General features: G+C 70.3%; 14 protein-coding genes. 5 read left to right on the forward strand and 9 right to left on the reverse strand.

Features of this window, described 5'->3' with window-relative positions:
• Positions 1–249 precede the first annotated feature (249 nt).
• From L942_RS26235 to L942_RS26260, 6 genes are all read right to left on the reverse strand, one after another.
• Entirely contained in the window at positions 250–1,719 is a 1,470-nt protein-coding gene (locus L942_RS26235) for a flavin-containing monooxygenase (RefSeq protein WP_106965036.1), read from the reverse strand.
• Positions 1,720–1,826: 107 nt separating this feature from the next.
• A complete protein-coding gene (locus L942_RS26240) occupies positions 1,827–4,148 on the reverse strand; it encodes a polysaccharide lyase 8 family protein (protein WP_037365348.1) in 2,322 nt (773 codons plus the stop codon).
• A gap of 79 nt (positions 4,149–4,227) precedes the next feature.
• Positions 4,228–5,682 (reverse strand): aldehyde dehydrogenase (NADP(+)), encoded by a 1,455-nt coding sequence (locus L942_RS26245; RefSeq protein WP_037365352.1) that lies wholly within the window; start codon positions 5,680–5,682, stop codon positions 4,228–4,230.
• A gap of 524 nt (positions 5,683–6,206) precedes the next feature.
• Positions 6,207–7,355 (reverse strand): hypothetical protein, encoded by a 1,149-nt coding sequence (locus tag L942_RS26250; RefSeq protein ID WP_037365354.1) that lies wholly within the window; start codon positions 7,353–7,355, stop codon positions 6,207–6,209.
• A 4-nt stretch (positions 7,356–7,359) separates the two neighbouring features.
• On the reverse strand, positions 7,360–8,616 hold the full coding sequence (locus L942_RS26255; protein WP_037365357.1) for a glucarate dehydratase family protein: 1,257 nt from the start codon (positions 8,614–8,616) through the stop codon (positions 7,360–7,362).
• Complete coding sequence (locus L942_RS26260; protein ID WP_037365359.1) at positions 8,616–9,542, reverse strand: 5-dehydro-4-deoxyglucarate dehydratase; 927 nt, start codon at positions 9,540–9,542, stop codon at positions 8,616–8,618. The genes L942_RS26255 and L942_RS26260 overlap by 1 nt, the downstream gene beginning before the upstream one ends.
• A 129-nt stretch (positions 9,543–9,671) precedes the next feature.
• Between L942_RS26260 and L942_RS26265 the strand changes: the two genes are divergently transcribed.
• The 5 genes from L942_RS26265 (at position 9,672) to L942_RS26285 (ending at position 16,015) form a co-directional block, all read left to right on the forward strand.
• Positions 9,672–10,469 carry an IclR family transcriptional regulator gene (locus L942_RS26265; RefSeq protein WP_037365361.1) on the forward strand — a complete coding sequence of 266 codons (798 nt, stop codon included), beginning with the start codon at positions 9,672–9,674 and terminating at the stop codon, positions 10,467–10,469.
• A 48-nt stretch (positions 10,470–10,517) separates the two neighbouring features.
• Positions 10,518–11,342, forward strand: coding sequence for an NAD-dependent epimerase/dehydratase family protein (locus L942_RS26270; RefSeq protein ID WP_037365363.1), 825 nt, complete (start codon positions 10,518–10,520; stop codon positions 11,340–11,342).
• Between the two features lie 43 nt (positions 11,343–11,385).
• A complete protein-coding gene (locus L942_RS26275) occupies positions 11,386–12,267 on the forward strand; it encodes a helix-turn-helix domain-containing protein (protein WP_037365365.1) in 882 nt (293 codons plus the stop codon).
• Between the two features lie 92 nt (positions 12,268–12,359).
• Positions 12,360–14,267 (forward strand): maleylacetate reductase and hydroxyquinol 1,2-dioxygenase domain-containing protein, encoded by a 1,908-nt coding sequence (locus L942_RS26280; protein WP_037365370.1) that lies wholly within the window; start codon positions 12,360–12,362, stop codon positions 14,265–14,267.
• 17 nt (positions 14,268–14,284) lie between these two features.
• The gene (locus tag L942_RS26285; RefSeq protein WP_081655235.1) at positions 14,285–16,015 is read left to right on the forward strand and encodes an FAD-dependent oxidoreductase; all 1,731 of its coding nucleotides are present in this window, start codon (positions 14,285–14,287) and stop codon (positions 16,013–16,015) included.
• 1 nt (position 16,016) lies between these two features.
• On the opposite strand, the gene L942_RS26290 is transcribed toward L942_RS26285, so the two are convergent.
• The 3 genes from L942_RS26290 to L942_RS26300 all read right to left on the reverse strand — a co-directional run bounded on the left by L942_RS26290 (position 16,017) and on the right by L942_RS26300 (position 22,534).
• Complete coding sequence (locus L942_RS26290) at positions 16,017–18,320, reverse strand: glycosyl hydrolase family 95 catalytic domain-containing protein (RefSeq protein WP_037365375.1); 2,304 nt, start codon at positions 18,318–18,320, stop codon at positions 16,017–16,019.
• 29 nt (positions 18,321–18,349) lie between these two features.
• Positions 18,350–20,644 carry a glycosyl hydrolase family 95 catalytic domain-containing protein gene (locus L942_RS26295; RefSeq protein WP_037365379.1) on the reverse strand — a complete coding sequence of 765 codons (2,295 nt, stop codon included), beginning with the start codon at positions 20,642–20,644 and terminating at the stop codon, positions 18,350–18,352.
• A gap of 525 nt (positions 20,645–21,169) precedes the next feature.
• Entirely contained in the window at positions 21,170–22,534 is a 1,365-nt protein-coding gene (locus tag L942_RS26300; protein WP_106965037.1) for a M1 family metallopeptidase, read from the reverse strand.
• Positions 22,535–22,588 lie beyond the last annotated feature (54 nt).

A 22,588-nucleotide genomic window follows, 5' to 3' on the forward strand; every position in this document is an offset into this window, starting at 1 on the left:
TGGTCTAAGCACAAATGGCCCGCCGCCGTCCCTGCTGATCCGGAACACGAAGACCAGCTGGGCAGACCTGAACGACCTTGCCGGGACGGCAACGACTCCCGTCAGGTCAGGAGACCGCCCCGCTCGGGCCGGAAAGGCCCAGAGCGCAACGCCGCGTCCGCACCAGATCGTCCGAGCACGCCAGCCGGGAGAATCTCGACAGCTCCCCGCGCGGCCGCCACGGAAGCCGAACGTCGCCAGGTCAGAAGGTCAAGCGCTGCGCCGCGATTCCGCTCTCCCGAACCGCAGCACCCCGTCGTCCACTCGGCTCAGGCGCAGGTCCGCCGCGTCGAGCAGGTAGTTGTGCCGCATCAGCCACGGGCGGCGGGTTCCCTGGCGCGGCAGGGCCGAGGCGGCGCGGGTCAGGTATCCCGACGTCAGGTTCATGACCGGCCGCCGCCGAGCCGACGGGATCGCGGGCGGGCGCGGCACGCAGGTGTCGAAACCGTTGCGGGACATGTGGTTCAGCACCCGGCACACATAGCGGGCAACGAGATCCGATCGCAGCGTCCAGGAGGCGTTCACGTAGCCGATGCACCACGCCAGGTTCGGCACCCCGCCGAGCAGCATTCCCTTGTACACCAGCTGTTCCGAAGGTTCGACCGCCTCGCCGTCCACGGTCAGCTCGATTCCGCCGAACGCGAGCACCCGCAGGCCGGTCGCGGTGACGATCACGTCCGCGGGCAGGTGCGCGCCCGATTCCAGCGTGATGCCCTCGGGGGTGAACCGGTCGATCCGATCGGTGACGATGCCGGCCTTTCCGCTGCCGAGCGCCTGGAAGAAATCCGCCCCGGGCGTCAGGCAGAGCCGCTGGTCCCAGGGCTGGTACCGGGGCGAGAAGTGCGGATCCACCGGAATCGACGCGGGCAACTGCTTCGCGGCCGCGTCCCGCAGGAACGCCGCCGTGCGTCGCGGCAGCCGGCGGGAGACTTGGTACAGCAACGTCGTCACCAGGATGTTTTTCGCCCGCACCACGTGGTACGCGAGCCGCGAGGGCAGGATTCCGCGCAGGCGGCGGGCGAGCGAGTCCGTCCACGGGCGGGCCAGGACGTAGCTGGGCGAGCGTTGCAGCATGGTCACCGACTTCGCCGTCGCAGCCAGTTCCGGCACCAAGGTCACCGCGGTCGCGCCGCTGCCGATCACGACGACTCGTTTGCCCGACAAATCCAGATCGGACGGCCAGAACTGCGGGTGCACGACCTCGCCGCGGAACGAGTCCCGGCCGGGGAAGTCGACGACGTGGCCGTTCTCGTAGCTGTAGTAGCCGCTGCACAGGTACAGGAAAGAGCAGGTGTGGGTGACGACCTCGCCGTCGCGCGCGGCTTCCACTGTCCAGCGCGCCGAGCCGGACGACCAGGACGCCCGGACCACCCGGTGCCCGAACCGGATGTGCCGGGAAATCCCGTGTTCGGCGGCGGTCTCGCGGAGGTAGTCCAGAATCTCGGCGCCGGACGCGATGGCCTGGTCCTTGCGCCACGGCCGGAACGGGTAGCCGAGCGTGAACATGTCCGAGTCGGAGCGCACGCCCGGGTACCGGAAGAGGTCCCAGGTTCCGCCGATCGTGTCGCGTGCTTCGAGGATCGCGTACGTGCGGTCCGGCGCCTGCTGCTGCAGCCGGCAGGCCGCGCCGATGCCGGAAAGCCCGGCTCCGACGATCAGGACATCGAAATGCGCCACAATTCCTCCCCGGGCGAAGCGGCTCCGCCTCACCTTACGGCCGGAGCAGGTTCAAGTGGGGCCCCGCCGGACCGGGCCGGGAACCACCGGCCCGGCGGGGAAAACCGGGTTCACCGCAGGGAAACCACCTTGGTGGCGCCGAAGGAGCCGTTGAGCGGAACCTCCACCGTGCGCCGCCGCACCGTCACCCGGACGCTGTCCTGCAGCTGCGTCGGGTCGGAGACAGCGAGGCTGTTCCGGCCGAGCGCCACCGAAGCGGGTCCTGAGACTGATACTTCGTCTACGGTACCCGCACTGTAGAAGTTTGCGAGCAGTGTGTTATCCCACAGCCGCAAGGCCTGGACATCGGGCGTATTGGCCCGCACACGCCACGCGAGCGCCGAAGCGACCGTCCCGGCGACCGACGCGCCCGGCAGGACCGCGTACGCGTACTTCGCGTCCACCGGGTTCGTGCCGTGCTCGATCACGAGCTTTTGGTACCGCCGGGTGTTCGGCGTCGTGGTGCCCTTGGTGTTGGCACCGGTGTCGACGTCGCGCCACGCCCCGGTCCGGTCTTCGCGCAATGCGGTGACCTCGGCGTTGTCGAGCAGGACGTACCCGCCGACGTGGTCGAGGTGCAGCCAGCGCGGCCGGTGCAGCGTGCTCGAATCGCCGACCACGCGGGCGTCGGCCAGCAGCGTGCCGCGTCCGTTTTCGCCGAGGTTGCGGTTTTCGACCGTCGTCCGGACCGCCTGCCCGGACGTGTCGGTGATCCCCGCGCCGAGGCAGACGATGCCCGCCGGAGTGAAGAACCACGACTTCTTCGCCGTCAGCGAACCGTCCTCGGAGACGAAATCCATCGCGTACGCGCCGTGCCGGTCGTCCCAGCGCACGCCGCCGACGTGCGCCTTCGTCGTCAATGGCGTGGCCGCCAGCGGTCCCGGCGGACCCGCCTTCGCGGTGGTCCCGGGCAGCAGAGCCGGGTCGACAGTCGGCCAATAGGCGTCCGAGTAGTGGCCTTTCGCGGTGGGAAGGAACAGGTACAGCACCCCGTCGCCGACGTGCCAGCCGTGCAGGTTCATCCCGTTGATCGACTCGTAGCGCGAGATCCGCGCGGAGCCGACGCCGAGCGACGCGGACCAGCCCTCGGTCACGTGCACCATCCGGTCCTGCTGCCCGAAGATCCGGTGCGTCGCGACGATCGGCGCCGGCCGCACGCGTCCGGCGAGCATTTCCTGGGCGAACTCGATGCCCGGCGTCGCGACCAGGTCCGGGCCGGGCGCGAACCGTTCGGGATCGGGGATTTCCAGGAACGGCGCGTACGTGCCCTCCTTGATCCACTTGGCGGCGAGCCCGGACAGCTCGGTCTTCGCCGTCCCGGTCGCCGACCGCGCGAGGACAAGGGTCGCGACCGTCAGCTGGTGTCCGATGTCGTGCGCGGTTTCGCCCTGCCTCGACAGCATCCGTCCGCGCACCGGCTCCATCAGCGCGCCCGCGTACACGAACGGCGCGAACGTGTCGCCGACCAGCGCGTACACCTTCTGCTTCAGCTCGTCCGGCAGCGCGTACTCGGTGCCTTCGGTGACGTGGATCGTCCCGGCGAGCGCGGTCAGCAGGACGATGCCGTAGTGGCCGGGGTACGGGATGGTGTCGTGCTGGATGAAGGAGCCGTCGACGTGGAAGCCGTCGCCCGCCGCGCGGTCCAGCTTCGCCAGGACGCTGGCCGCTCCCCCGCCGGCGACGTCGGTGATCGCGTCGATGCCGGTGCGGATCCACGCGGGGTCGCCGGTCAAGGCGCCGGACACGATCGAGATCAGCGCCTTGTCCGCCCGGTTCGCGCCGGTTTCGACGATCTTCGGATTGTTCGCGCGCAGGTTCGGGTTGCCGACGAACCGCTTGACCGGGCTGACGTAACGGGCCAGTTCGTCGGCGGTCAGCTGGTCGGCGACCGTGACGAGCGTGTGCAGCAGGTAGTACGGCACGCCGATCTCGTAGGTGTACCAGTTGCCGATCTCGCCGACCTGCGGGTTGTACTGGCTGGCGTAGATCAGCTCCAGCGCCTTCTTGATCGCGTCGAGCACCTTCGGGTCGCCGGAAAGCGTGCTGCCCGGGGTTCCCCACTCGACCGCGATCGCCCGCAGCCGCGCGTACATCGACGTCGTGTAGTCGCTGCCCGGGCCGAGCGGCAGGTCAGTCCACAGTGGACCGTTTCCGGACACCGACATGCTGTCGTAGTACGACTTCGCCACCCGGCCGAGGTTCTTCAGCGCGGCCGTGCGTTCCGGCGACGGCCGGTTGATTCCGGTCTGCAGCTCGCGGTACCCCGCCACGATCTTCTTCAGCGGATCAGCGACCGGATCAGCGGCGGGTGCGGCGAAGGCCGGACGAGCCGTGGCGACGAGCGCGGCGGCGATCGCACCGCCACGCAGCGCGGTTCTGCGGTTCACGGGCATGACGGTGCCTCCCAGTGGGGTTGGGTCGCGAGCGGCGATCCCGGTGAGAGCCGGGATCGCCGCTCACGAGGGGGTCTGCTCAGCGCGCTCCGTCGACACGGCGCGGCAGCTGCCACGGGTTCGCTTCCTGCAGGGCTTCCGGGAGCAGCGCGTCCGGGAAGCTCTGCCACGCCACCGGACGCAGAAAGCGTTCGATCGCGGCGGTGCCAACCGACGTCGTGGTCGGGGCGGTCGTCGCCGGGTACGGGCCGCCGTGCTGCTGCGCCCAGCTGACCGTGACGCCGGTCGGCCAGTCGTTCCACAGCAGCCGTCCGGCCAGCCGGGTCAGCGAGGGCAGCAGCGGACGCACGAAGCCGGCATCGCTGTCCTCGCCCTGGACTGTCGCGGTGAGGCCGGGTTCGAGGCTGTCCAGTACCTCGACCAGTTCCGCCTGATCGGAGTAGGTGACGATCAGCGACGCGGGCCCGAAGTGCTCCTCCCGCACCGCCTCGCCGCCGGCCAGGAACTCCTTCGCGGTCGTCGCCAGCAGCGACGGAGTGAACGCGTCGCCCTCCTGCGCGCCTTCGACGATCGGCTCGACGCCCGACACCGCACGCAGGTCCGCCAGCTTCTGCGCGAATCCGGCCGCGATGCGGTCGTTCAGCATTTCCTGCTGCGCCACCGCACCGACCGCCTCGCGCAGCGCGTCGTCCAGCCCGTGACCCTCGGGCAGGAACAGCAGGCCCGGCTTGGTGCAGAACTGGCCCGCGCCGAGGCTGAACGAACCGGCGTAGCCCTTCGCCACCGCCTCGCCGCGCGCGGCGACCGCACCCGGCGTGACGACGACCGGGTTCACGCTGCCCAGCTCGCCGTAGAACGGAATCGGCGTCGGCCGCGAGACCGCGATGTCGAACAGCGCGCGCCCGCCCGGCACGGAACCAGTGAAGGCGGCGGCGGAAATCCGCGGGTCCTTGAGCGCCGTGACGCCCTGTTCGACGCCGTGGATCACCGCGAACGCCCCCTCCGGCGCACCCGCGTCGGTCAGTGCCCGCGCGACGATCTCGCCGGTCCGCGTCGAGAGTTCTTCGTGGCCCGGGTGTGCCTTGAGCACCACCGGACACCCGGCGGCCAGCGCCGAAGCAGTGTCGCCGCCCGCGACGCTGAACGCGAACGGGAAGTTGCTCGCGGCGAACACGAGCACCGGACCGATCGGCACCAGCACGCGCCGCAGGTCCGGCCGGGGGCCCATCGGCCAGTCCGGGTCGGCGTGGTCGACGGTCGCGCCCAGGAACGCGCCGTCCCGCAGGACTTCGCCGAACAGCCGCAGCTGGAACGTCGTGCGCGCGAGCTCGCCTTTCAGCCGCGGCGCGGCCGGAAGGCGGGTTTCCCGGTGCGCCAGCGGAATCAGGTCTTCGGCGGCGGCGTCGAGCGCGTCCGCGGCCGCGGCCAGCCAGCGCGCCCGGTCGGCCGGGGTGCTCTCGGCGAACGGCCGGGCCGCTGCCGCCGCGGCGGCCAGCACGCTCTCCAGTTCGGGGGCGGAAGTTTCGCGGCTCAATGGATCTCCTCGTCAAACAAGTTCAGGGCGCCGAGTGCGCGGGGGCCGCCTGGTTCGGGCGGCGCGTGCCGTTCGCGGAGAGGGCCAGCCGTCAGCACGGCTTCCGGTTCAGTGGCAGAAGCTTCGCAACTCAACGAAACGGCAACCAACCACTCCACCGGCCCACCAGGCACACCCTCACCACAAGACCGAACGGCCAAGTCCAAGGCGGACGTTTCGCAACTCGACCTCCTCCAACAGCTTCAGAACGCCAAGCCCGCAGCGGCAACCAGCCACTCCGCACGCCCGGCCGACACTCCCTCAGCACCGGACCAAGCAGCCGCCGCCAATCCCAGGGCGGACTCGTCGCAGCTCAACAAACCTCCTCCAGCACGTTCAGGACGCCCAGTGCGCGGCGGCAGCCAGTCGGCCCGGGCACGCACTCAGCAGGCGAGCCTCCAGCAAACGGTCGAGCGGACACCGCCGCCGCACCTTCCACATCACTAGCGGACGTTTCACACCTCAACGGTCCTCCTTCAACAGCGTCAGGACGCCGAGTGCGCCGCGGCGGTGGCCGCGTGCAGGTCCGGCCAGCGTGCCGGTCCGGCGAGGCCCAAGTGGTAGAGGTGCAGTTCAGCCGCCCCGGCCTTGGCCAGTTCGCCCACGTACGCCTCGATGTCCGGCACCGCGCTCGCCGCGACCGCCGTGATGTAGCTGCCGATCGCGACCCGTTCCGGCAGCGCTCGGCGGGCGGCCGCGACCGCGTCGACGCTGCCCTGCCCGGGGGCCCAGTTCTGCAGCACCACGGTCTCGGCGTCGTCGGCGGCCGTCGGGGTCAGGCCCGGCAGCGCGCCGGTGACCCACGGGTCGAGCGCACCGTGCAGCACGATCCGTGCACCCGGCTCCAACGCGGCCAGTACCGCAGCCCGCAGCGCGTCGGTCGCCTGCTGCCGTCCGGAGAGCAGTTTTTCCTTCAGTTCAGCCGGAAGTCTATCCTCGGCCACCGACAAATCCGCGGTCGCGATCAGCCGCTGCACCTCGGCGCGCAAGGTCGCCCGGACGTCCGAGGGGTCGAGTCCGGGCCAGCCGTCGGCACAAGCGTCGCAGCAGCAGATCGACAACAGCCGCGCGGTGGCCGGGGCCCACACGCCATCGGTTTTCTCGTGCTGGTGCTGGTGCACTCCGCCGAGCGGGCCGCACGCCTCCAGGATCACCGACGAAAGCTCCAGTCCCGCAACGGATTCCGCGGCCAGCGTCGCCGCGTACTCACGTACCGCGGGCTGCGCCGGGCACAACGCCCACGGGTACGTCTCGTCGAAGCAGTTGCGTACCGCATGCTGCGGAAACGCGGTACCGAGCTGCGAGTTGTGCGTGAGCACGAGCCACCCGGCAGCCGGGATTCCGGCCTCGTTGAGCCGCCGGACCGCATCGCCGCCGCTGTCTTCTGCCGACACCCAGTCCGGCGTCGCGGGGACCAGATCGCGGCCCTGCCAAGCCTCCGCGCGCACCGGCCGGTAGAGCGCGGCGGTTCGCGCGATCACCGACGTCCGCTCGGCCGACCACGGCGTCGCGGCCCGGGCGCTGTGGTAGGCCAGGGCCACCGCGACCTCGTCCACGCCGAGGTCCTGCACCCGCTCGGCGAACGCGGTCTCGCCGAGCACGTCCCACGGATACGCGTATCCGGTCACCTTCACCGGCTCACCACCTCGCCGTGTTCGGCTCGAAGCCGGGCGCGTACTTGCGCATGTACGTCACGTCGTCCCGTTTGGTCAGTCCACATCGGACATAGTCCTCGTGCGCCCTGGCGAGCGCGTCCTGGTCGAGCGTCACTCCGAGCCCGGGCCGGTCCGGCACCGCCACCGCGCCGTCGACGAAATTCAGCACGCCCGGCTCGATCACGTCGGCAGTCTTCCACGGCCAGTGCGTGTCGCAGGCATACGTCAGATGCGGGGTCGCGGCCGCGACGTGCACCATCGCGGCGAGGGAGATGCCGAGGTGGCTGTTGGAGTGCATGGACAGCCCGACGCCGAAGCTTTCGCAGGCCACCGACAGCGCCTGGGTGTCGCGCAGCCCTCCCCAGAAGTGGTGGTCGGACAGCAGAACCCCGATCGCCCGCTGCCGGAAAGCCGGCTCGAGGTCGCCGAAATCGACCACGCACATGTTGGTGGCCAACGGCATGCTCGCCTCGCGCGCGACCTTCGCCATTCCCTCGATGCCCGGCGTCGGGTCTTCGAGGTACTCCAGCACGCCGTCGAGCTCGGCGGCCACGCGGATGCCCGTTTCAGGCGTCCACGCCGCGTTCGGGTCGATCCGCAGCGGATGCCCGGGGAACTCCGAGGCGAGCGCGCGAATGCCCTCGATCTCCTGCTCTGGAGCGAAAACCCCGCCTTTGAGCTTGATCGAGCGGAAGCCGTGCTCGCCGACCATCCGCCGAGCCGAGCCGACCAGCGCTTCCGGCGTGCGGATCTCGCCCCAGCTGTCCTCTTCCCCGCCGAGGTGCGCGCCGTACTTGTAGAACAAGTACGCGGAGAAGTCGACCGCGTCGCGCGCCTTCCCGCCGAGCAGGTCCGCGACCGGACGGCCGAGGAACTGGCCTTGCGCGTCCAGGCAGGCGACCTCGAACAGCGAGTACACGCTGGCGATCGTCTTGCGGATGGAGAACCCGCCGATCAGCCCGTGCTCGTCGGTCAGCACGGTGCCGGCCAGCGCGCGGGAGACGATCCGCTTCAGGCCGGGCAGGTCGAAGATGTCGTGACCGGCCAGTTCCGGCAGCACCTTGCGCACCTCGCCGAGGAACGCCGCGTCGCCGTACGACTCGCCGAGGCCGACCACGCCGTCGTCGCACCTCACCTGCACCACGCTGCGCAACGCGAACGGCTCGTGCACGCCCATCACGTTGAGCAGCGGCGGGTCCGCGAAGGCGACCGGGGTCAGCACCACGTCCCGGATCTTCATCAGAGGCCTTTCAGCACGGCGAAACCGTTTTCGACGACCTTGCCCAGCCGGTCGATCTGCTCCGGCGTCGGCTCGACCAGCGGCGGCCGGACGGTGCCGACCTTGTCGCCGCGCAACCGGGCGGCGGCCTTGACCAGCGACACCGCGAAGCCGGGCGTCTCGTCGCGCAACGCCACCAGCGGCAGGTAGAAGCCGGCGAGCAGCGCGTCCATCGTCGCGTTGTCTTCCTCCGCGAGCGCGCGGTGGAAGCGGTGCGCGATCTCCGGCGCGAAGCAGTGCACCGCCGAGGAATACCGCGCGACGCCCACCGCCGCGTACGCCTTCGCGGACACCTCAGCGGTCGGCAAACCGTTGAAGAACAAGAAATCCGCGGAACGCTGCGTGCCGAGCGCCCGGATCGTGGTGACGATCCGGGTCATCGCTTCGACGTCGCCGTAACCGTCCTTGATCCCGACCACCGACGGGATGTCCAGCAGCTTCGCGGCCGCCGGCGCGGTGAACACGCCGGTGCTGCGGTGGTAGACGATCACCGGCACAGTGGTGTCGCCGACCGCGTAGCGCACGTAGTCGACCAGCCCCTCCTGCGGCCCGGTGACCAGGTACGGCGGAAGCAGCAAGACGCCGTCGGCGTTCCCCGCCTGCGCCGCCGCGACGCCCGCGCGCGCACCGGCCGCGCCGCCGCCCGCACCGACCCACACCGGCACTCGCCCGCCGGCGACCTCGCGTGCCTTGGCCAGCAGCGCGGCGACCTCGTCGACCGACAGCGAGCTGAACTCCCCGGTGCCGCACGCGACGAACAGCGCGCCCGCACCGGCGGCGATGTGGCTCTCCGCGTTTTCCGCGAACCCGTCGAGGTTGAGCTCGAGGTCTTCGGTGAACGGGGTCAGCGGGAACGCCAGCAAGCCGTCCAGCTCGATCTGTGCCATCAGTGTTCGCTCCAATGTTCACATTCTTGAATGGAGTCTGCTATCGTGACCATGTTCACCCACAAGAACGTTGTTCGGGACGCTAATATGGCCGGACTCACAAGTCAACGGCCCGGTTGGAGGACGCGCATGGCGCAGAAGACGGAGCCCGCCACCGCTCCCGCGGAGTCCGCGGGCGTGAAGTCGGCGCGGCGCGCCATCGACCTGATCGAGACGTTCGCCGCGAACGACGTGTGGCTGTCGCTGTCGGATCTCCATGCGCGCACCGGGTTCCCCCGCTCCAGTCTGCACGGACTGCTGCGCACCCTGCTGGACGCGGGCTGGCTGGAGGCCGACGCGAACTCCGCGCGCTACCGGCTCGGCGTGCGCGCGCTGATCTGCGGCACCGCGTACCTCGACCGCGACGCGATCGTGCCCTACGCCACCGAAGCTCTCGAGCGCATCCGCGAGAAGACCGGTTTCACCGCGCATTTCGCCCGTCGCAACGGCACTGAGGTCGTCTACCTCGAGACGCGCGAATCGCAGCACTCCACGCACCTGATCTCGCGCGTCGGCCGCACCCTTCCGGCGCACGCGACCGCGCTGGGCAAGGCCTTGCTCGCCGAGCTGACCCACGAAGAGGTCGAGGCGCTCATGCCCGAGAACCTGGCCGCGCTCACCCCGAACACCATCACCACGCTGGACGCGCTGCACGCCGACCTCGCGCGCACCCGGGAACGCGGGTACGCCGCCGAGAGCGAAGAGGGCACCCTCGGCGTGCGCTGCGTGGCCGCGGTGATCCCGTACCGCATCCCCGGCACCGACGCGATGAGCTGCTCGATGCCGCTGGGCAAGGTCACCGACGCCGACGTCGAACGCGTCGGCGAGCTGCTGGCCGAAACCACCGCCGAGCTCGGCCAGCAGCTGCGCCGGGCCGGAATCCGCTGACCGCCGCCACCGTGTCACCCGCCCGCGGGCTTTCGTGAGAGGAAATCCATGCCAGACCAGCGTGTGCTGATCACCGGATCGGCCGGCGTAGTCGGCGCCCTGATGCGGCCGCGGCTGCGCCGGGAAGGCCGGGTGCTGCGGCTGCTCGACCTCGCCGACCAGGCCCCCGCCGAGGACGGCGAAGCGGTCGAGATCGTGACCGGCTCGGTCACCGACCCGGAGGCGATGGCCGCCGCCTGCGCGGGCGCGGACGCGGTGATCCACCTGGGCGGCCTCAGCCGCGAGGCGTCGTGGAAGGACACCCTCGACGTCAACATCAACGGCACGCACACCGTCCTCGAAGCCGCCCGCGAAGCCGGGATCCGCCGGGTCGTGCTCGCGTCGAGCAACCACGCCGTCGGCTTCCGCCGCAACGACGAGGCGGGCGAGAACGGCCACCCGGCCGACTCGAGCCCCCGGCCGGACACCTATTACGGCGTAAGCAAAGCCGCCATCGAAGCGCTGGGCAGCCTCTATGCGTCGCGCTTCGACATGGACGTGATCGTCATCCGCATCGGATCGTGTTTCGAAACTCCGCTGCCGCTGGGCCCGCGCGGGTTGTCCACCTGGCTGTCGCCGGACGACGGGGCGCGGCTGTTCGAGGCGTGCCTGAGCGCGCCCTCGCCGGGCTACCGGATGATCTGGGGCGTCTCGGACAACACCCGCCGCGTCTACTCGCTCGCCGAGGCCGAGAAGCTGGGCTACCAGTCCCGCGACAACGCCGAGGTCTACGCCGAGCAGCTGGCCGGCAAGCCCGCGCCGGCCGGGGCGGCCGCCGAGTACCTGGGCGGGCCGTTCTGCACCGCGCCGCTGGGAGTGTTCAACCCGCTCTGAGAGGTACCCTCGCCCACGGAGACCCTCGAAGAGGAGGACGGCCGTGGGCGAGCTGGGGCCTGCCGACACGAACGGCATCCTGTCCCTGCCGTGGATCCGCCCGGAACGCACCAGCGCGGGCCTCGGCTGGGACCGGCTCTACCTGTCCAAACAGCGCGAACGGCCGTATCGCGCGGAGTTCGGGCCCGCTCGCACCCACCAGCTGATCCTGCACCTGGCCGGCCCGGTCACCGTCCGCCGCGGCGTCGGGTCGCCCGGCGAGCGCAGCCGGCGCATCCCGGCGGGCGGGCTCTTCCTCCAGCCTTCGCACCAGGAACTGTCGGTGGAACTCGGCGGCGAACTGGACACGCTGCACGTGTACCTGCCGGATTCGGCGGTGCAGGAAGCCGCCGAATCGGACGCGCCGGTCCGGCTGGCCGACGAACTCGGCAGCGTCGACCCGTTGCTGGAACAACTCGTTCTCGCGCTCGACCGCGTCGTGCGGGAGTGGGAGCCGGGCGCTCGCGCGTACGCGGATCAGCTCGGCGCGCTCGTGGCCGCGCAGCTCGCGCGTCAGCACCGCTCCGGGCGGAGCCTTCCGGCGGAGACACGGCCGGTCGAGGCGTTGACGGACCGGCAGTTCGCCCAGGTCCGCGAGCTGATGGACGAACGGCTCGCCGAACCGCTCGGGCTGGCCGAACTGGCCGCGGCGGCCGGGCTGAGCGTCAGCCGGTTCGCGCGGCGGTTCAAGGCGCGCACCGGCCTGCCGCCGCACCGGTATCTGCTGCGGCTGCGGGTGGAGCAGGCCGGACTGTTGCTGCGCACCGGCACCGAACCGATCGCGGACATCGCCGTGCGCTGCGGATTTTCGCATCAGGAACATCTCACCCGCGTTCTGCGCGCCCACCTGGGCACCACGCCCGCCGCGCTTCGCCGGGACGGCTGACGCGCGTTTCGTGCAGCCAGCTCAGCACTTCTGTGCAGGCGCGGGGTCCCCGCCGCCCGGATACTCGACGTACCCGCGTGGAAGGACCGTCGATGTTCACCTACACCGCCAACCCGGCCCGGGTCGTGTTCGGCAGCGGCACGCTCTCCGTCGTCCCCGACGAGGTACAGCGGCTCAACGCGCGCCGGGTGCTGCTGGTGGCCGGGAAGTCCGCCGCCGCGGCCGCCGACCGGACGGCCGAGGCGCTCGGCCCGCTGCTCGCCGCCCGCTTCGGCGAACCCGCCATGCACACTCCGGTCGAGGTCACCGAACGCGCACTCGCCTTGGTCGCCGAACACGACGTCGACTGTGTGGTGGCGATCGGCGGCGGGTCCGCGACCGGGCTGGCCAAGGCGCTCGCGCTGCGCACCGACCTCCCGCAGCTCGTCGTGCCGACCACCTACGCCGGGTCCGAGATGACGCCGGTGGTCGGCGAAACCGAGAACGGCCGAAAGACCACCCAGTCGTCGCCGAGGGTGCTGCCCGAGGTGGTCGTCTACGACGTCGACCTCACCCTCGGCCTGCCCGTGCCGACCTCGCTGACCAGTGGCGTCAACGCGCTGGCGCACGCGGTCGAGGCGCTCTATTCGGCGCAGGCCAACCCGATCGTCGACCAGTTCGCGCTCGAAGCGATCCGGCTCCTGGCCGCCGCGCTGCCCCGGATCGCCGCCGATCCGTCCGATGCGGACGCCCGCACCGACGCGCTGCGGGCCGCCTGGCTGGCCGGTTCCTGCCTCGGCTCGGTCGGGATGGGCCTGCACCACAAGCTGTGCCACACCCTCGGCGGCAGTTTCGGGCTGCCGCACGCGGAAACGCACACGATCGTCCTGCCGCACGCCATGGCGTACAACGCGCCGAACGCCGCCGGCGCGATGCGGCGGATCGCCGAAGCACTCGGTGCGCCGGACGCGCCGACCGCGGTGTTCGACCTCGTCGCCAGCCTGCCAGTGCCGCACTCGCTGGCCGAACTCGGTCTTGCCGAAGGCGATCTCGCCAAGGCCGCCGAACTGGCCACCGCCGCGCCGTATCCGAATCCCCGCGAACTCACCCGCGACGGCATCGAAGACCTGCTGCGGCACGCGTGGTCCGGCACCCGGCCGGCTCCGGCGCGGGGCGCGCCGCCGGATCTGCGCGGGCTCACCCAGGAGGTCGTGGACAGTTTCGCCGGCACGCCGGACCCGAGGCTGCGCGAGCTGCTGACCGAACTCGTCCGCACGCTGCATTCGTACGTCGTGCGCACCGACCTCACGCAGGAGGAGTGGGAGCACGCGATCGGTTTCCTCACCCGCACCGGGCAGATCAGCTCGGACACGCGGCAGGAGTTCATCCTGCTGTCGGACACCCTCGGCGTCTCGAGCGTGGTCGACGTTCTCACGAACTCGCGCACGCCGGACACCACGCCGTCCGCGGTACTCGGCCCGTTCTACGTCGAAGGCCCGCCGGAAACCGAGCAAGGCGCCGATCTCGCCGAGGGACTGCCGGGCACTCCGCTGTGGACGGACGTCCGGGTGACGGAACCGGACGGAACCCCGGTGCCGGACGCGGTCGTGGACGTCTGGCAGTCCAATGAGGACGGTTTCTACGACGTCCAGCTGCCCGACCTGGACGGCCCGGTGCTGCGCGCCCGGTTCCGCACCGACGCCGAGGGCAGGCTGCGGTTCTGGACCATCGTGCCGTCGGCGTACCCGATCCCGGACGACGGTCCGGTCGGCGGAATGCTGGCGGCGACCGGACGGCATCCGTTCCGCGCCCCGCACGTGCACTTCATGATCGCCAAACCCGGCTACCGCACGCTGGTGACCCAGCTGTTCGTCCGCGGCGGCGACTACCTCGACTCGGACACCGTGTTCGGCGTGAAGGACGGCCTGATCGTCGACTTCGCCGAGCAGGCCGGCCCCGCGCCGGACGGGCGCGAACCCTGGCGCCGGCTCGATTTCACCTTCCGCATCTCCCCCGCCTGACTCCCCGGGAACCCACCATGACCAGTTATGACACCGATGTCCTCGTAGTCGGCAGCGGCCCGGCGGGCGGTTCCGCCGCCTTGCTGCTCGCGACGTACGGCGTCCGCACCGTGCTGGCGACCAAGTACGGCTGGATGGCGCACACGCCGCGCGCGCACATCACCAACCAGCGGACCATGGAGGTGCTGCGCGACCTCGGCATCGAAGACCAAGCGCTCGCGCAAGGCACTCCCCCGGAGCTGATGGGCGACACCGTGCTGTGCACGTCGCTCACGGGCGAGGAGATCGGCCGGATCGCCAGCTGGGGCACCGCCGATCGCTCGGCCGCCGAGTACGCGGCGGCGAGCCCGTGTCACATGATCGACCTTCCGCAGACCTACCTCGAGCCGATCCTGGCGACGAACGCCGCCGCGCGCGGGGCGAAACTGCGCCTGGACACGGAATTCCTCGACTTCTCCCAGGACGCCGACGGCGTGACCGCGCGGCTGCGGGACCGGGTTCGCGGCGACGAGTTCACCCTTCGCGCCCGCTACCTGATCGGCGCGGACGGCGCCCGCAGCCGCATCGCCGAACAGGCCGGTCTGCCGATCGACGGCCAGTCCGGCAAGGCGGGCAGCATGAACATCACCTTCACCGCCGACCTGTCCGAATACGTCGCGCACCGGCCGAGCGTGCTGTACTGGGTGATGCGGCCGGGCGCGCATCTCGGCGGCATCGGGATGGGCCTGGTGCGGATGGTCCGGCCGTGGAACGAATGGCTGCTGACCTGGGGCTACGACATCGCGCAGCCCCCGCCCGAAGTGGACGGGGACGAGGCGGCCCGGATCGTGCGGGACCTCGTCGGCGACCCGGATCTCCCGGTGGAGATCACCTCGACGTCCCTGTGGACGGTCAACCACAGCTACGCCACGCAGTACTCGTCCGGCCGCGTCTTCTGCGCCGGCGACGCGGTGCACCGGCACCCGCCGTCCAACGGGCTCGGCTCCAACACCTCGGTCCAGGACGCGTACAACCTGGCGTGGAAACTCGCGATGGTGATCCGCGGCGAGGCGGGCGACGGGCTTCTCGACAGCTACAGCGCCGAGCGCGCCCCGGTCGGGAAGCAGATCGTGGACCGGGCGAACCTGAGCCGCGACCAGTTCGCGCCGATCTTCGCCGCGCTCGGCATCGACGGGGACACCGATGCGGACGGCATCGCCGCCGGTCTCGCCGCCTGCACCGCCGCGACCGAGGAGGGCGCGCTCCGGCGGAAGGAGCTGCGGGCGGCGATCGAGCTGAAGAACTACGAGTTCAACGCGCACGGCGTGGAGATGGATCAACGGTACGTGTCGAACGCTGTGCTTCCGGACGGCGCCGAACCCGCTGCCGACCGGGATCCCGAACTGTTCCACCGCCCCACGACCACGCCGGGCGCGAAACTGCCGCACGTCTGGCTCGTCGGCCCGGACGGGCGTCGGCTGTCCACTTTGGACCTGGTCGGCCGCGGCCGGTGGACTGTCCTCACCGGACTCGCCGGCGGCGCCTGGCGGGACGCCGCCGCGAAAGCCGGTGCGGACCTCGGACTGGACCTGCGGGTCGTGACCATCGGTTCGCCCGAAGCCCGCGACTCCTACGGCGACTGGGCCCGGATCAGCGGCATCGAGGAAGACGGCTGCCTCCTCGTCCGGCCGGACGGCTATCTCGCCTGGCGGCGCGCCACCGCCGGAACTGGACTGCTCGAAACGCTTCGCAGCCTCCTCGACCGCTAGCTCACGGCATCCCCCACGGATCGCTCGCGCTGCCCGGGGCGACCGGCCGGACGGTGAAGTCCGGCCGGTCGCCGCGGCGGCAGACATACGCGTCCTGACCGCGTCCGAGATCGACCTGCACGTCGCCGTTCGCCAACCGCCGCCACCGTCGCGGACGGCCGTGCGCGTCCGTCACCGTCAACTCGCCGTCGATGCCTGGCCGCAGCACACACGGCGCACCGGCCTCGCTGTGCACCTTCAGCCAGCGGGTTTTCCCGCCTTCACGCGATGCGCTCAGCAAGAACGCGCCTTCGGTCCGGAAGTCGCGCAACGCGATGTCGCCCCACGCTTCCGGTACCGCCGGGAACAGCCGGAGCACTCCGCCCCAGCCCTGCACCAGCATGTCCTGCATGGATTTCGCGGCCGACAACGGCGTTTCGATCACCGGACCGGATTCCTTGTACATCGTGTTCGGCTGGATGTACCGCTGCTGGAGTTCACCAAGGTAATACGCCGCCTTCTCGCCGCGGAGCATCTGCGCGGAGATCGACGCGGCACCGGTGAAAGTGTAGCCCTGCAACGCACCCTCGAAGCCGACCCAGTGGTTGAGCGAGGTTTCGATGATTTCGCGGTGCTCCGGTTGTTCCCAGGTGATCTCGTAGAGCGGGTAGATCTGCAGCAAATGCGAGTAATGCCGGTGCGATTTCGCGAACGGCACTCCGGCGCCGATCATGTAGCCGTTCTCGTCGGCTGGGTAGTCGGTGAGCGTGGCGAGCACCTGCTGCCACTTCCCCGCCAGCGGATCCGCGATCCGCAGCTCGCGCGCGGTGTCCAGCAATGTCTTGCAGCCCCAGCGGATCAGCGCGAGGTCGTAGTTGGTGTCCGGAGCGTTGACGCCGTACTCCGGGGAGAACGTCGCCGGAAGATGCAGGCGGCCGTCCGGGCCGGGGGCGAGGAAGTGCAGGTAGTAGTTGATCGCCCTGCGCAGCAACGGGAACAGCGTGTCGCGCAGCAGCTGGCGGTCCATCGTGTGCCGGTAGCTGAGCCAGACGTTGTGCAGCGCCCAGGTGAGGTTGCCGACCTCGGGCGTCGGGGTGTCCTGGCCCGGGATGCCGACCGGATAACCGCTGGTCGCATCGGCGAGGCCGTTGAGCAGCGTCATGTCGGTGGTGCGCGGGATGCCCGCGGAATCGGCCTGGTACGGCTTCGCGACCTGGCTGGTGAGCCGGTCGCGGTACTTGCCGAGCGCGTAGCTGACCGCGTCGAGTTCGAGATGGTTGGAGCCCTGGATGAGCCAGTACTCCAGCTGCACGTTCAGGTTCCACCACGTCGCGGGCCACGGCGTGTTTTCCAGCCATGGTCCGGAAGTGGCCATCACCGGCGCTTCGCGCCGCGCGGCGGACGCGACTTTGTACAGCTGGATCCAGTAGAAACTCTGCAGCCGGGTGTCCGGAATGGACAGAAAGCTGCGCTGGTAGTAGTCGTGCCACCAGCGACGGTGGTCCCAGGTCAGCACGTCCAGCGCGCTCGCTTGCCGCACCGTCCGCAGCGCCCGGACCGCCGAGGTCTTCTCCGGATGCGACCACGCGACCGACGTGTACAACGTCCGCGCGCTGCCCCGGGCGACCTCGCGCCAGGCCGTCACGTGCTCGCCGCCCGCGAGCAGCGGCTGTATCGCGAGATGCGCGTCGCCCGCCTGCCGCAACTGGACCGGCGGGTTCTCGGCATATCCCTCCGGCGGCGGCTTTTTCCACACCGGATCGGCTCGCGGGCTGATCGCCTTCGCCGGATGGAACACCCACTGGAAGCCGCGTTCGCCCTCCGACGGCCGCACCTCGACCGCCAGCAGCGACTGTCCGGTGTGGACGATCGCGCGCAGCTCCAGACTGCCCACCGCGGTGGTGATCGTGCCGGTCAGCTCGGCGTTCCACAGGTCGAGCCGCCAGTCGAGACCGGTGATCGCGCCGACCGGTTCGAGCGTGAAGTACCCGATCGGCAACCGCGCCAGGCCGAACAGCGAGCCGAACTGCGGCCGGTGGTCCTGCACCTGGCTGTGCTGGACGTTGAACCGGACCGCGTTGCGCTCGGGCTCGGCGTAGATGCCGGAGCCGAGGAAACCGTTGCCCAGGAACGGTCCCTCGTACCAGGTCTTCGGCATCCGCCGCCAGCGAAGGTCCGCGCTCGCCAGGAAATCCGCCCAGTCGATGCCGTCCCGGCTCAGCTCCGCGGCGCTCGCCCGCGGCAGCCCAGCCGGGGACAGCCCGGCCGTTCCGGCGGCGATCCCGGCGAGCGCTCCGCCGAGCACTGTCCGGCGCGAGATGTCCATGTCCGCCAACCTCCTCGTTGAAGCCGGTTCTAGTCAGGCAAACCCCAGGCCGGGACGGTGCCGAGCGAGGGAACATCTCGCGGCCCCAAGTCCGGCCGGGCACCGCGCGGGGTGACGATGACCGTGCTGTCTCGCCGCAACTCCAGCGTGATCCGTCGCGGTCCCACCGACCGCCACGGCAACCGTCGGCCCCCTTGATCGCGCACGTCGATGTCGCCGTCGATCCCGTGGTCGAGCACCAGCGGTGCCCCGGCTTCGCTGCGCACCCGCACGAATTCCGTCGCACCATCCCGCCGCGACGCGTCCACCAGGAACGCGCCTTCGGTGCGCAGCCCCGAGATCGACGCGTCCGGCCACTTCGCCGACACCGAAGGGAATGCCTTCACCACTCCCCCGGAACCCTGCAGCACCATGTCCACCACGGACTGTGCCGCGGTGATCGGGCTTTCGATGGCGAAGTTCGCACCCTCGCGGTACATCGTGTTCGCGGTCAGCTCGGTGTCCGCGACGATGTTCCGGTCGAGGAAGAACTTCAAGTACCGCAAGGCTTCCTCGGGCTGGTCCATCACCGAGTTCATCGACGACGCGGCCGCGTAGCTGTAACCGTGCCAGGCCGACTGGTCCGCCGCCCAATGCCGGAAGCTGCGGGTCATGACGTCCCGGTCGCCAGGCCGCTCCCAGTTCCGCTCCCGCAGCGGGTACAGCCAGAGCAAGTGCGAGAAGTGCCGATGCGAATCAGCGAGCCGGACTCCGTCGCCGATCAGCACGCCGTCTGCCGGATCCTCGTGGTACGGAACGAGTTTCGCCGCGATCTCCCGCCACATCGGCACCCGCGGCTCGTTCAGCCGCAGGATCCGCGCGGAGTCCGCCAGCGTCGTCGCGGCCCAGCGGATCAACGACAGGTCATAGGTGCAGTCGGCCGCGTCGGCGTACTCCGGCGACCTCGTGAGCGGCAGGTGCAGCCGCCCGTCCGGACCGGGGAACAGGAAGTGCCGGTAGAAGTTGAGCGCCTTGGCCAACGTCGGATACAGCACGTCGCGCAGCACCCGCTGATCGAGGCTGTGCCGGTAGGTGAGCGAGACATTGTGCAAGCCCCACAACAGGTTCCCGGTCTGGTCTGTTTTGGACGTCGTCCCCGGAACCCCCACCGTCCGGACGCCGCCGGGCCGCAGCCGCCAGTCCCCTGGATGCGAAAGCGCGTAGGTGTCGCCGTCGCGGTACGCGGACGGTACGGACACCTCCAGATTCGCGTGATCGCGGCGGAACGTCTCGGTGACCGCGTCCAGCTCCGGATGGTTGGAGCTGTTCACGATCGGATACGTGACCTGGACGTTGAGGTTCCACCACACCGCCGTCCAGCTGTTGCCGACCTCCGGGAACCACGGCCCCCACTCGGCGGTCACCGGGCCTTCCCGGCGGGTGGCCGAGGCGATCTTGTAGAGCTGGATCCAGTAGAACCGCTGGACCTGTTTGTCCGGCACGGACACGAAACTGCGCTGATGGAAGCTGTTCCACCAGCGGCGATGCCAGGCGAGCAGCAGATCCGGGTTCATCGAGAGCGTCCGGTCGACCAGCGACACGGCGTCGCGGGTATGCGTCGACTGCGGGAACGAATACGCGACCGCCGCAGCGAACAACCGCTTCGACCCGACCCGCTTCTCCCGCCACGCCGTCGTATACCCGCCCCCGGCGAGCAACGGCTGCGCGCAGTACCCGTTGGCCTGCTCGGGTTCCGGATTCGCGGTGTACTCCGGCGGCTTGCGCACCGTCCGCGTCGTGGCCGACACCAGGGGCGCGAAGCTCCAGGACGCGCCGGCCTCGCCCGCGCTCGGGTCGAGCGAGACGAGCAGGACGCCAAGATCGTTGTGCACGACGGCGGAGAACGCGACCTGCCCGCGAGTGGTGGTGATGACGCCGCCGAGTTCGGCGTTGTAGAGATCAAGCGTCCAGTCAACGCCGGTGATCGAGCCCGCGAAGGTGAGCGTGATCGCGCCGATCGGCAGCCGCGACAGCCCGATCCCCGCTTCCCACTGGATGCGCTGGTCCTGGACCTGGGTGTGGCTGAGCATGAACTTGACCACCTGCGGCGCCTGCCCGGCGTAAGCCTGGACACCGAGATAACCGTTGGCCAGAAACGGCGCCTCCTGCCAGTTCTTCGGCACCCGCCGCCAACGCATCCGCGCATCCGCCGCAACATCCCGATGCGGACTGCCCGGCACCGCCACCCCCGGGGGCGCCCCTCGCACCCACAGCCCGCCGAACGCCGCCGCCCCCGCAGCAACCGACCCGGATCGAAGCACCGTCCGCCGCGACACCCCACCCATGCCGTCCCTCCGGATTCATATTACGTTTCGCCCTCACCACCACGAGGCGAGCGGAATATATCCAGACAGAGCAAGCACAAGCCAGAGACGTTCACCCAGAAAGCCGCACAGACATCCGATGACTGGGACAAACACCAACGCATTCAGATACGTGAAGGCCCTAGCAAAGACCCCACCCCTAAAACCGCAGCCGCCGCACCCGAAATTCGAGGCACCCAGCCCCCGCCCCGCAGCCGCTCCACCCAACGATCAAGGCACCCAGCCCCCGCCCCGCAGCCGCCGCACCCAACCATCGAGGCACCCAGCCCACCCAACCGCAGCCGCCGCACCCAACCATCGAGGCACCCAGCCCCCGCCCTGCACCCCGATACGAAGCCTCCCTGCGGGCGGCGGGTGCTTGTCAAGGCACGCTTTCCCGCCTTGACAAGCACCCACCGCCCGTCAGCACAATCAAGCTTCGGGGTGCCCCACACACGCCGGAGGGCGCAATGTCGCCCGCCAGGGCGACGAGCCGCCCACCCAAACTCACAACCCCGGCAGCCCCGGCAACTCAACCCGATCCAGCCAAGCCCCGAAGAACCCGGCCAAAGTCCGCCCAGCATAAGACTCGGCCAGCGACACGAACCCCTCCGTGGTCACCACCCCGTGCCGGTTCTCCACCGCCCAAGCCTTCACCAGCGCGAAAAACGCCGGATCCCCCATCTCCCCGCGCAGCGCATGCAGCGTCAGCCCCCCACGCTTGTACACCCGCTCGTCGAACATCCGCGCCACGCCGGGGTCACCGATAGCCACATCCGCGGGCTTGGCCCGCACCCGCGCGTACCACGCCCGGGCCAACGCCTCCGTCGACTCGCCCCCGGTACGCTCCGACCACAACCACTCGGTGTAAGTGGCGAAGCCCTCGTTGAGCCAAATGTGCTGCCAGTCCGCGACCGTCAGGCTGTTGCCGAACCATTGATGCGCCAGTTCGTGCACCACGAGCCGCTCGTGGGTGCGCTTGCCGTCCACGTGGTTGGCCCCGAAGATCGCCATCCCCTGCGCCTCGATCGGGTCGTCGAGGTCGTCGTCGGTCACGACCACCACGTACTCGCCGAACGGATACGGCCCGAACCACTCCTCCAGCGCGTCCATCATCCGGTCCTGGCGGCCGAAGTCCCGCGCGAACGCCCGGCGCAGCCGCGGCGGCACCGCGGCCCGCTGCACGATCCCGCCCGGCCGGTCGACCGCGATCTCCGGAACCCAGGCGCCCTCGGACAATTCGAGGTCTTCGTACCGGCCGATCTGGACGCTCATCAGATACGTCGAGGTCGGCTCGGGCCGCTCGAACACCCATTTCGTCGTGCTCGCCGACTGGTAGCGCGACACGAGATTCCCCGTCGCCGCAACGAGATACGGCGACGACGTGGCCACCGCGAGCCGGTAGGTCGCCTTGTCCGCCGGATGGTCGTTGCACGGGAACCACGACGGTGCGCCCACCGGCTGGCTCGCCACCAGGGCGCCGTCGGTCAGTTCGTCCCAGCCGATGTCGCCCCACCGGCTCGCGATCGGGCGCGGATTGCCCGCGTAGCGGACCTCCACCTGGAACTCGGTCCCGGCCGGCATCGACCGCGCCGGTTTGACCTGCAGCTTCCGCCCGCGCCGCGTGTACTTCGCCGGTTTGCCCTCGACCAGCACGCGCGACACCCGGAACTCGCCGAAGTCGAGCGTCAGCCGGGACAGCGCCTGGGTGGCCTCGCAGGTGAGCACCGCGGTGGCGGACAACCGGTTCGGCCCGATGCGGTAGTCCAGATCGAGGTCGTAGTGCCGGACCCGGTAGCCGCCGTTCCCGTGCTCGGGGAGGTACCCGTCGCCCGAGGTCTCCGCGCCAGGCGCGGCCGCTTTCCCGTTCACCCGCACCGAAACCCGCTTTCGCCCGCCGCCGTGATCCTTTCCAGGATGCGGCGC

It is taken from the genome of Amycolatopsis orientalis DSM 43388 (genome assembly GCF_000411975.1).
In the GTDB taxonomy this organism is placed as follows: domain Bacteria; phylum Actinomycetota; class Actinomycetes; order Mycobacteriales; family Pseudonocardiaceae; genus Amycolatopsis; species Amycolatopsis orientalis_D.

Excerpts from the sequence above, each read along its gene's own strand:
- L942_RS26285 (WP_081655235.1), top strand. The coding sequence starts at position 14,285 with ATGACCAGTTATGACACCGATGTCCTCGTAGTCGGCAGCGGCCCGGCG.
- L942_RS26265 (WP_037365361.1), top strand. The coding sequence starts at position 9,672 with ATGGCGCAGAAGACGGAGCCCGCCACCGCTCCCGCGGAGTCCGCGGGC.
- L942_RS26295 (WP_037365379.1), bottom strand. The coding sequence starts at position 20,644 with ATGGGTGGGGTGTCGCGGCGGACGGTGCTTCGATCCGGGTCGGTTGCT.
- L942_RS26290 (WP_037365375.1), bottom strand. The coding sequence starts at position 18,320 with ATGGACATCTCGCGCCGGACAGTGCTCGGCGGAGCGCTCGCCGGGATC.
- L942_RS26270 (WP_037365363.1), top strand. The coding sequence starts at position 10,518 with ATGCCAGACCAGCGTGTGCTGATCACCGGATCGGCCGGCGTAGTCGGC.
- L942_RS26240 (WP_037365348.1), bottom strand. The coding sequence starts at position 4,148 with ATGCCCGTGAACCGCAGAACCGCGCTGCGTGGCGGTGCGATCGCCGCC.
- L942_RS26255 (WP_037365357.1), bottom strand. The coding sequence starts at position 8,616 with ATGAAGATCCGGGACGTGGTGCTGACCCCGGTCGCCTTCGCGGACCCG.
- L942_RS26260 (WP_037365359.1), bottom strand. The coding sequence starts at position 9,542 with ATGGCACAGATCGAGCTGGACGGCTTGCTGGCGTTCCCGCTGACCCCG.
- L942_RS26280 (WP_037365370.1), top strand. The coding sequence starts at position 12,360 with ATGTTCACCTACACCGCCAACCCGGCCCGGGTCGTGTTCGGCAGCGGC.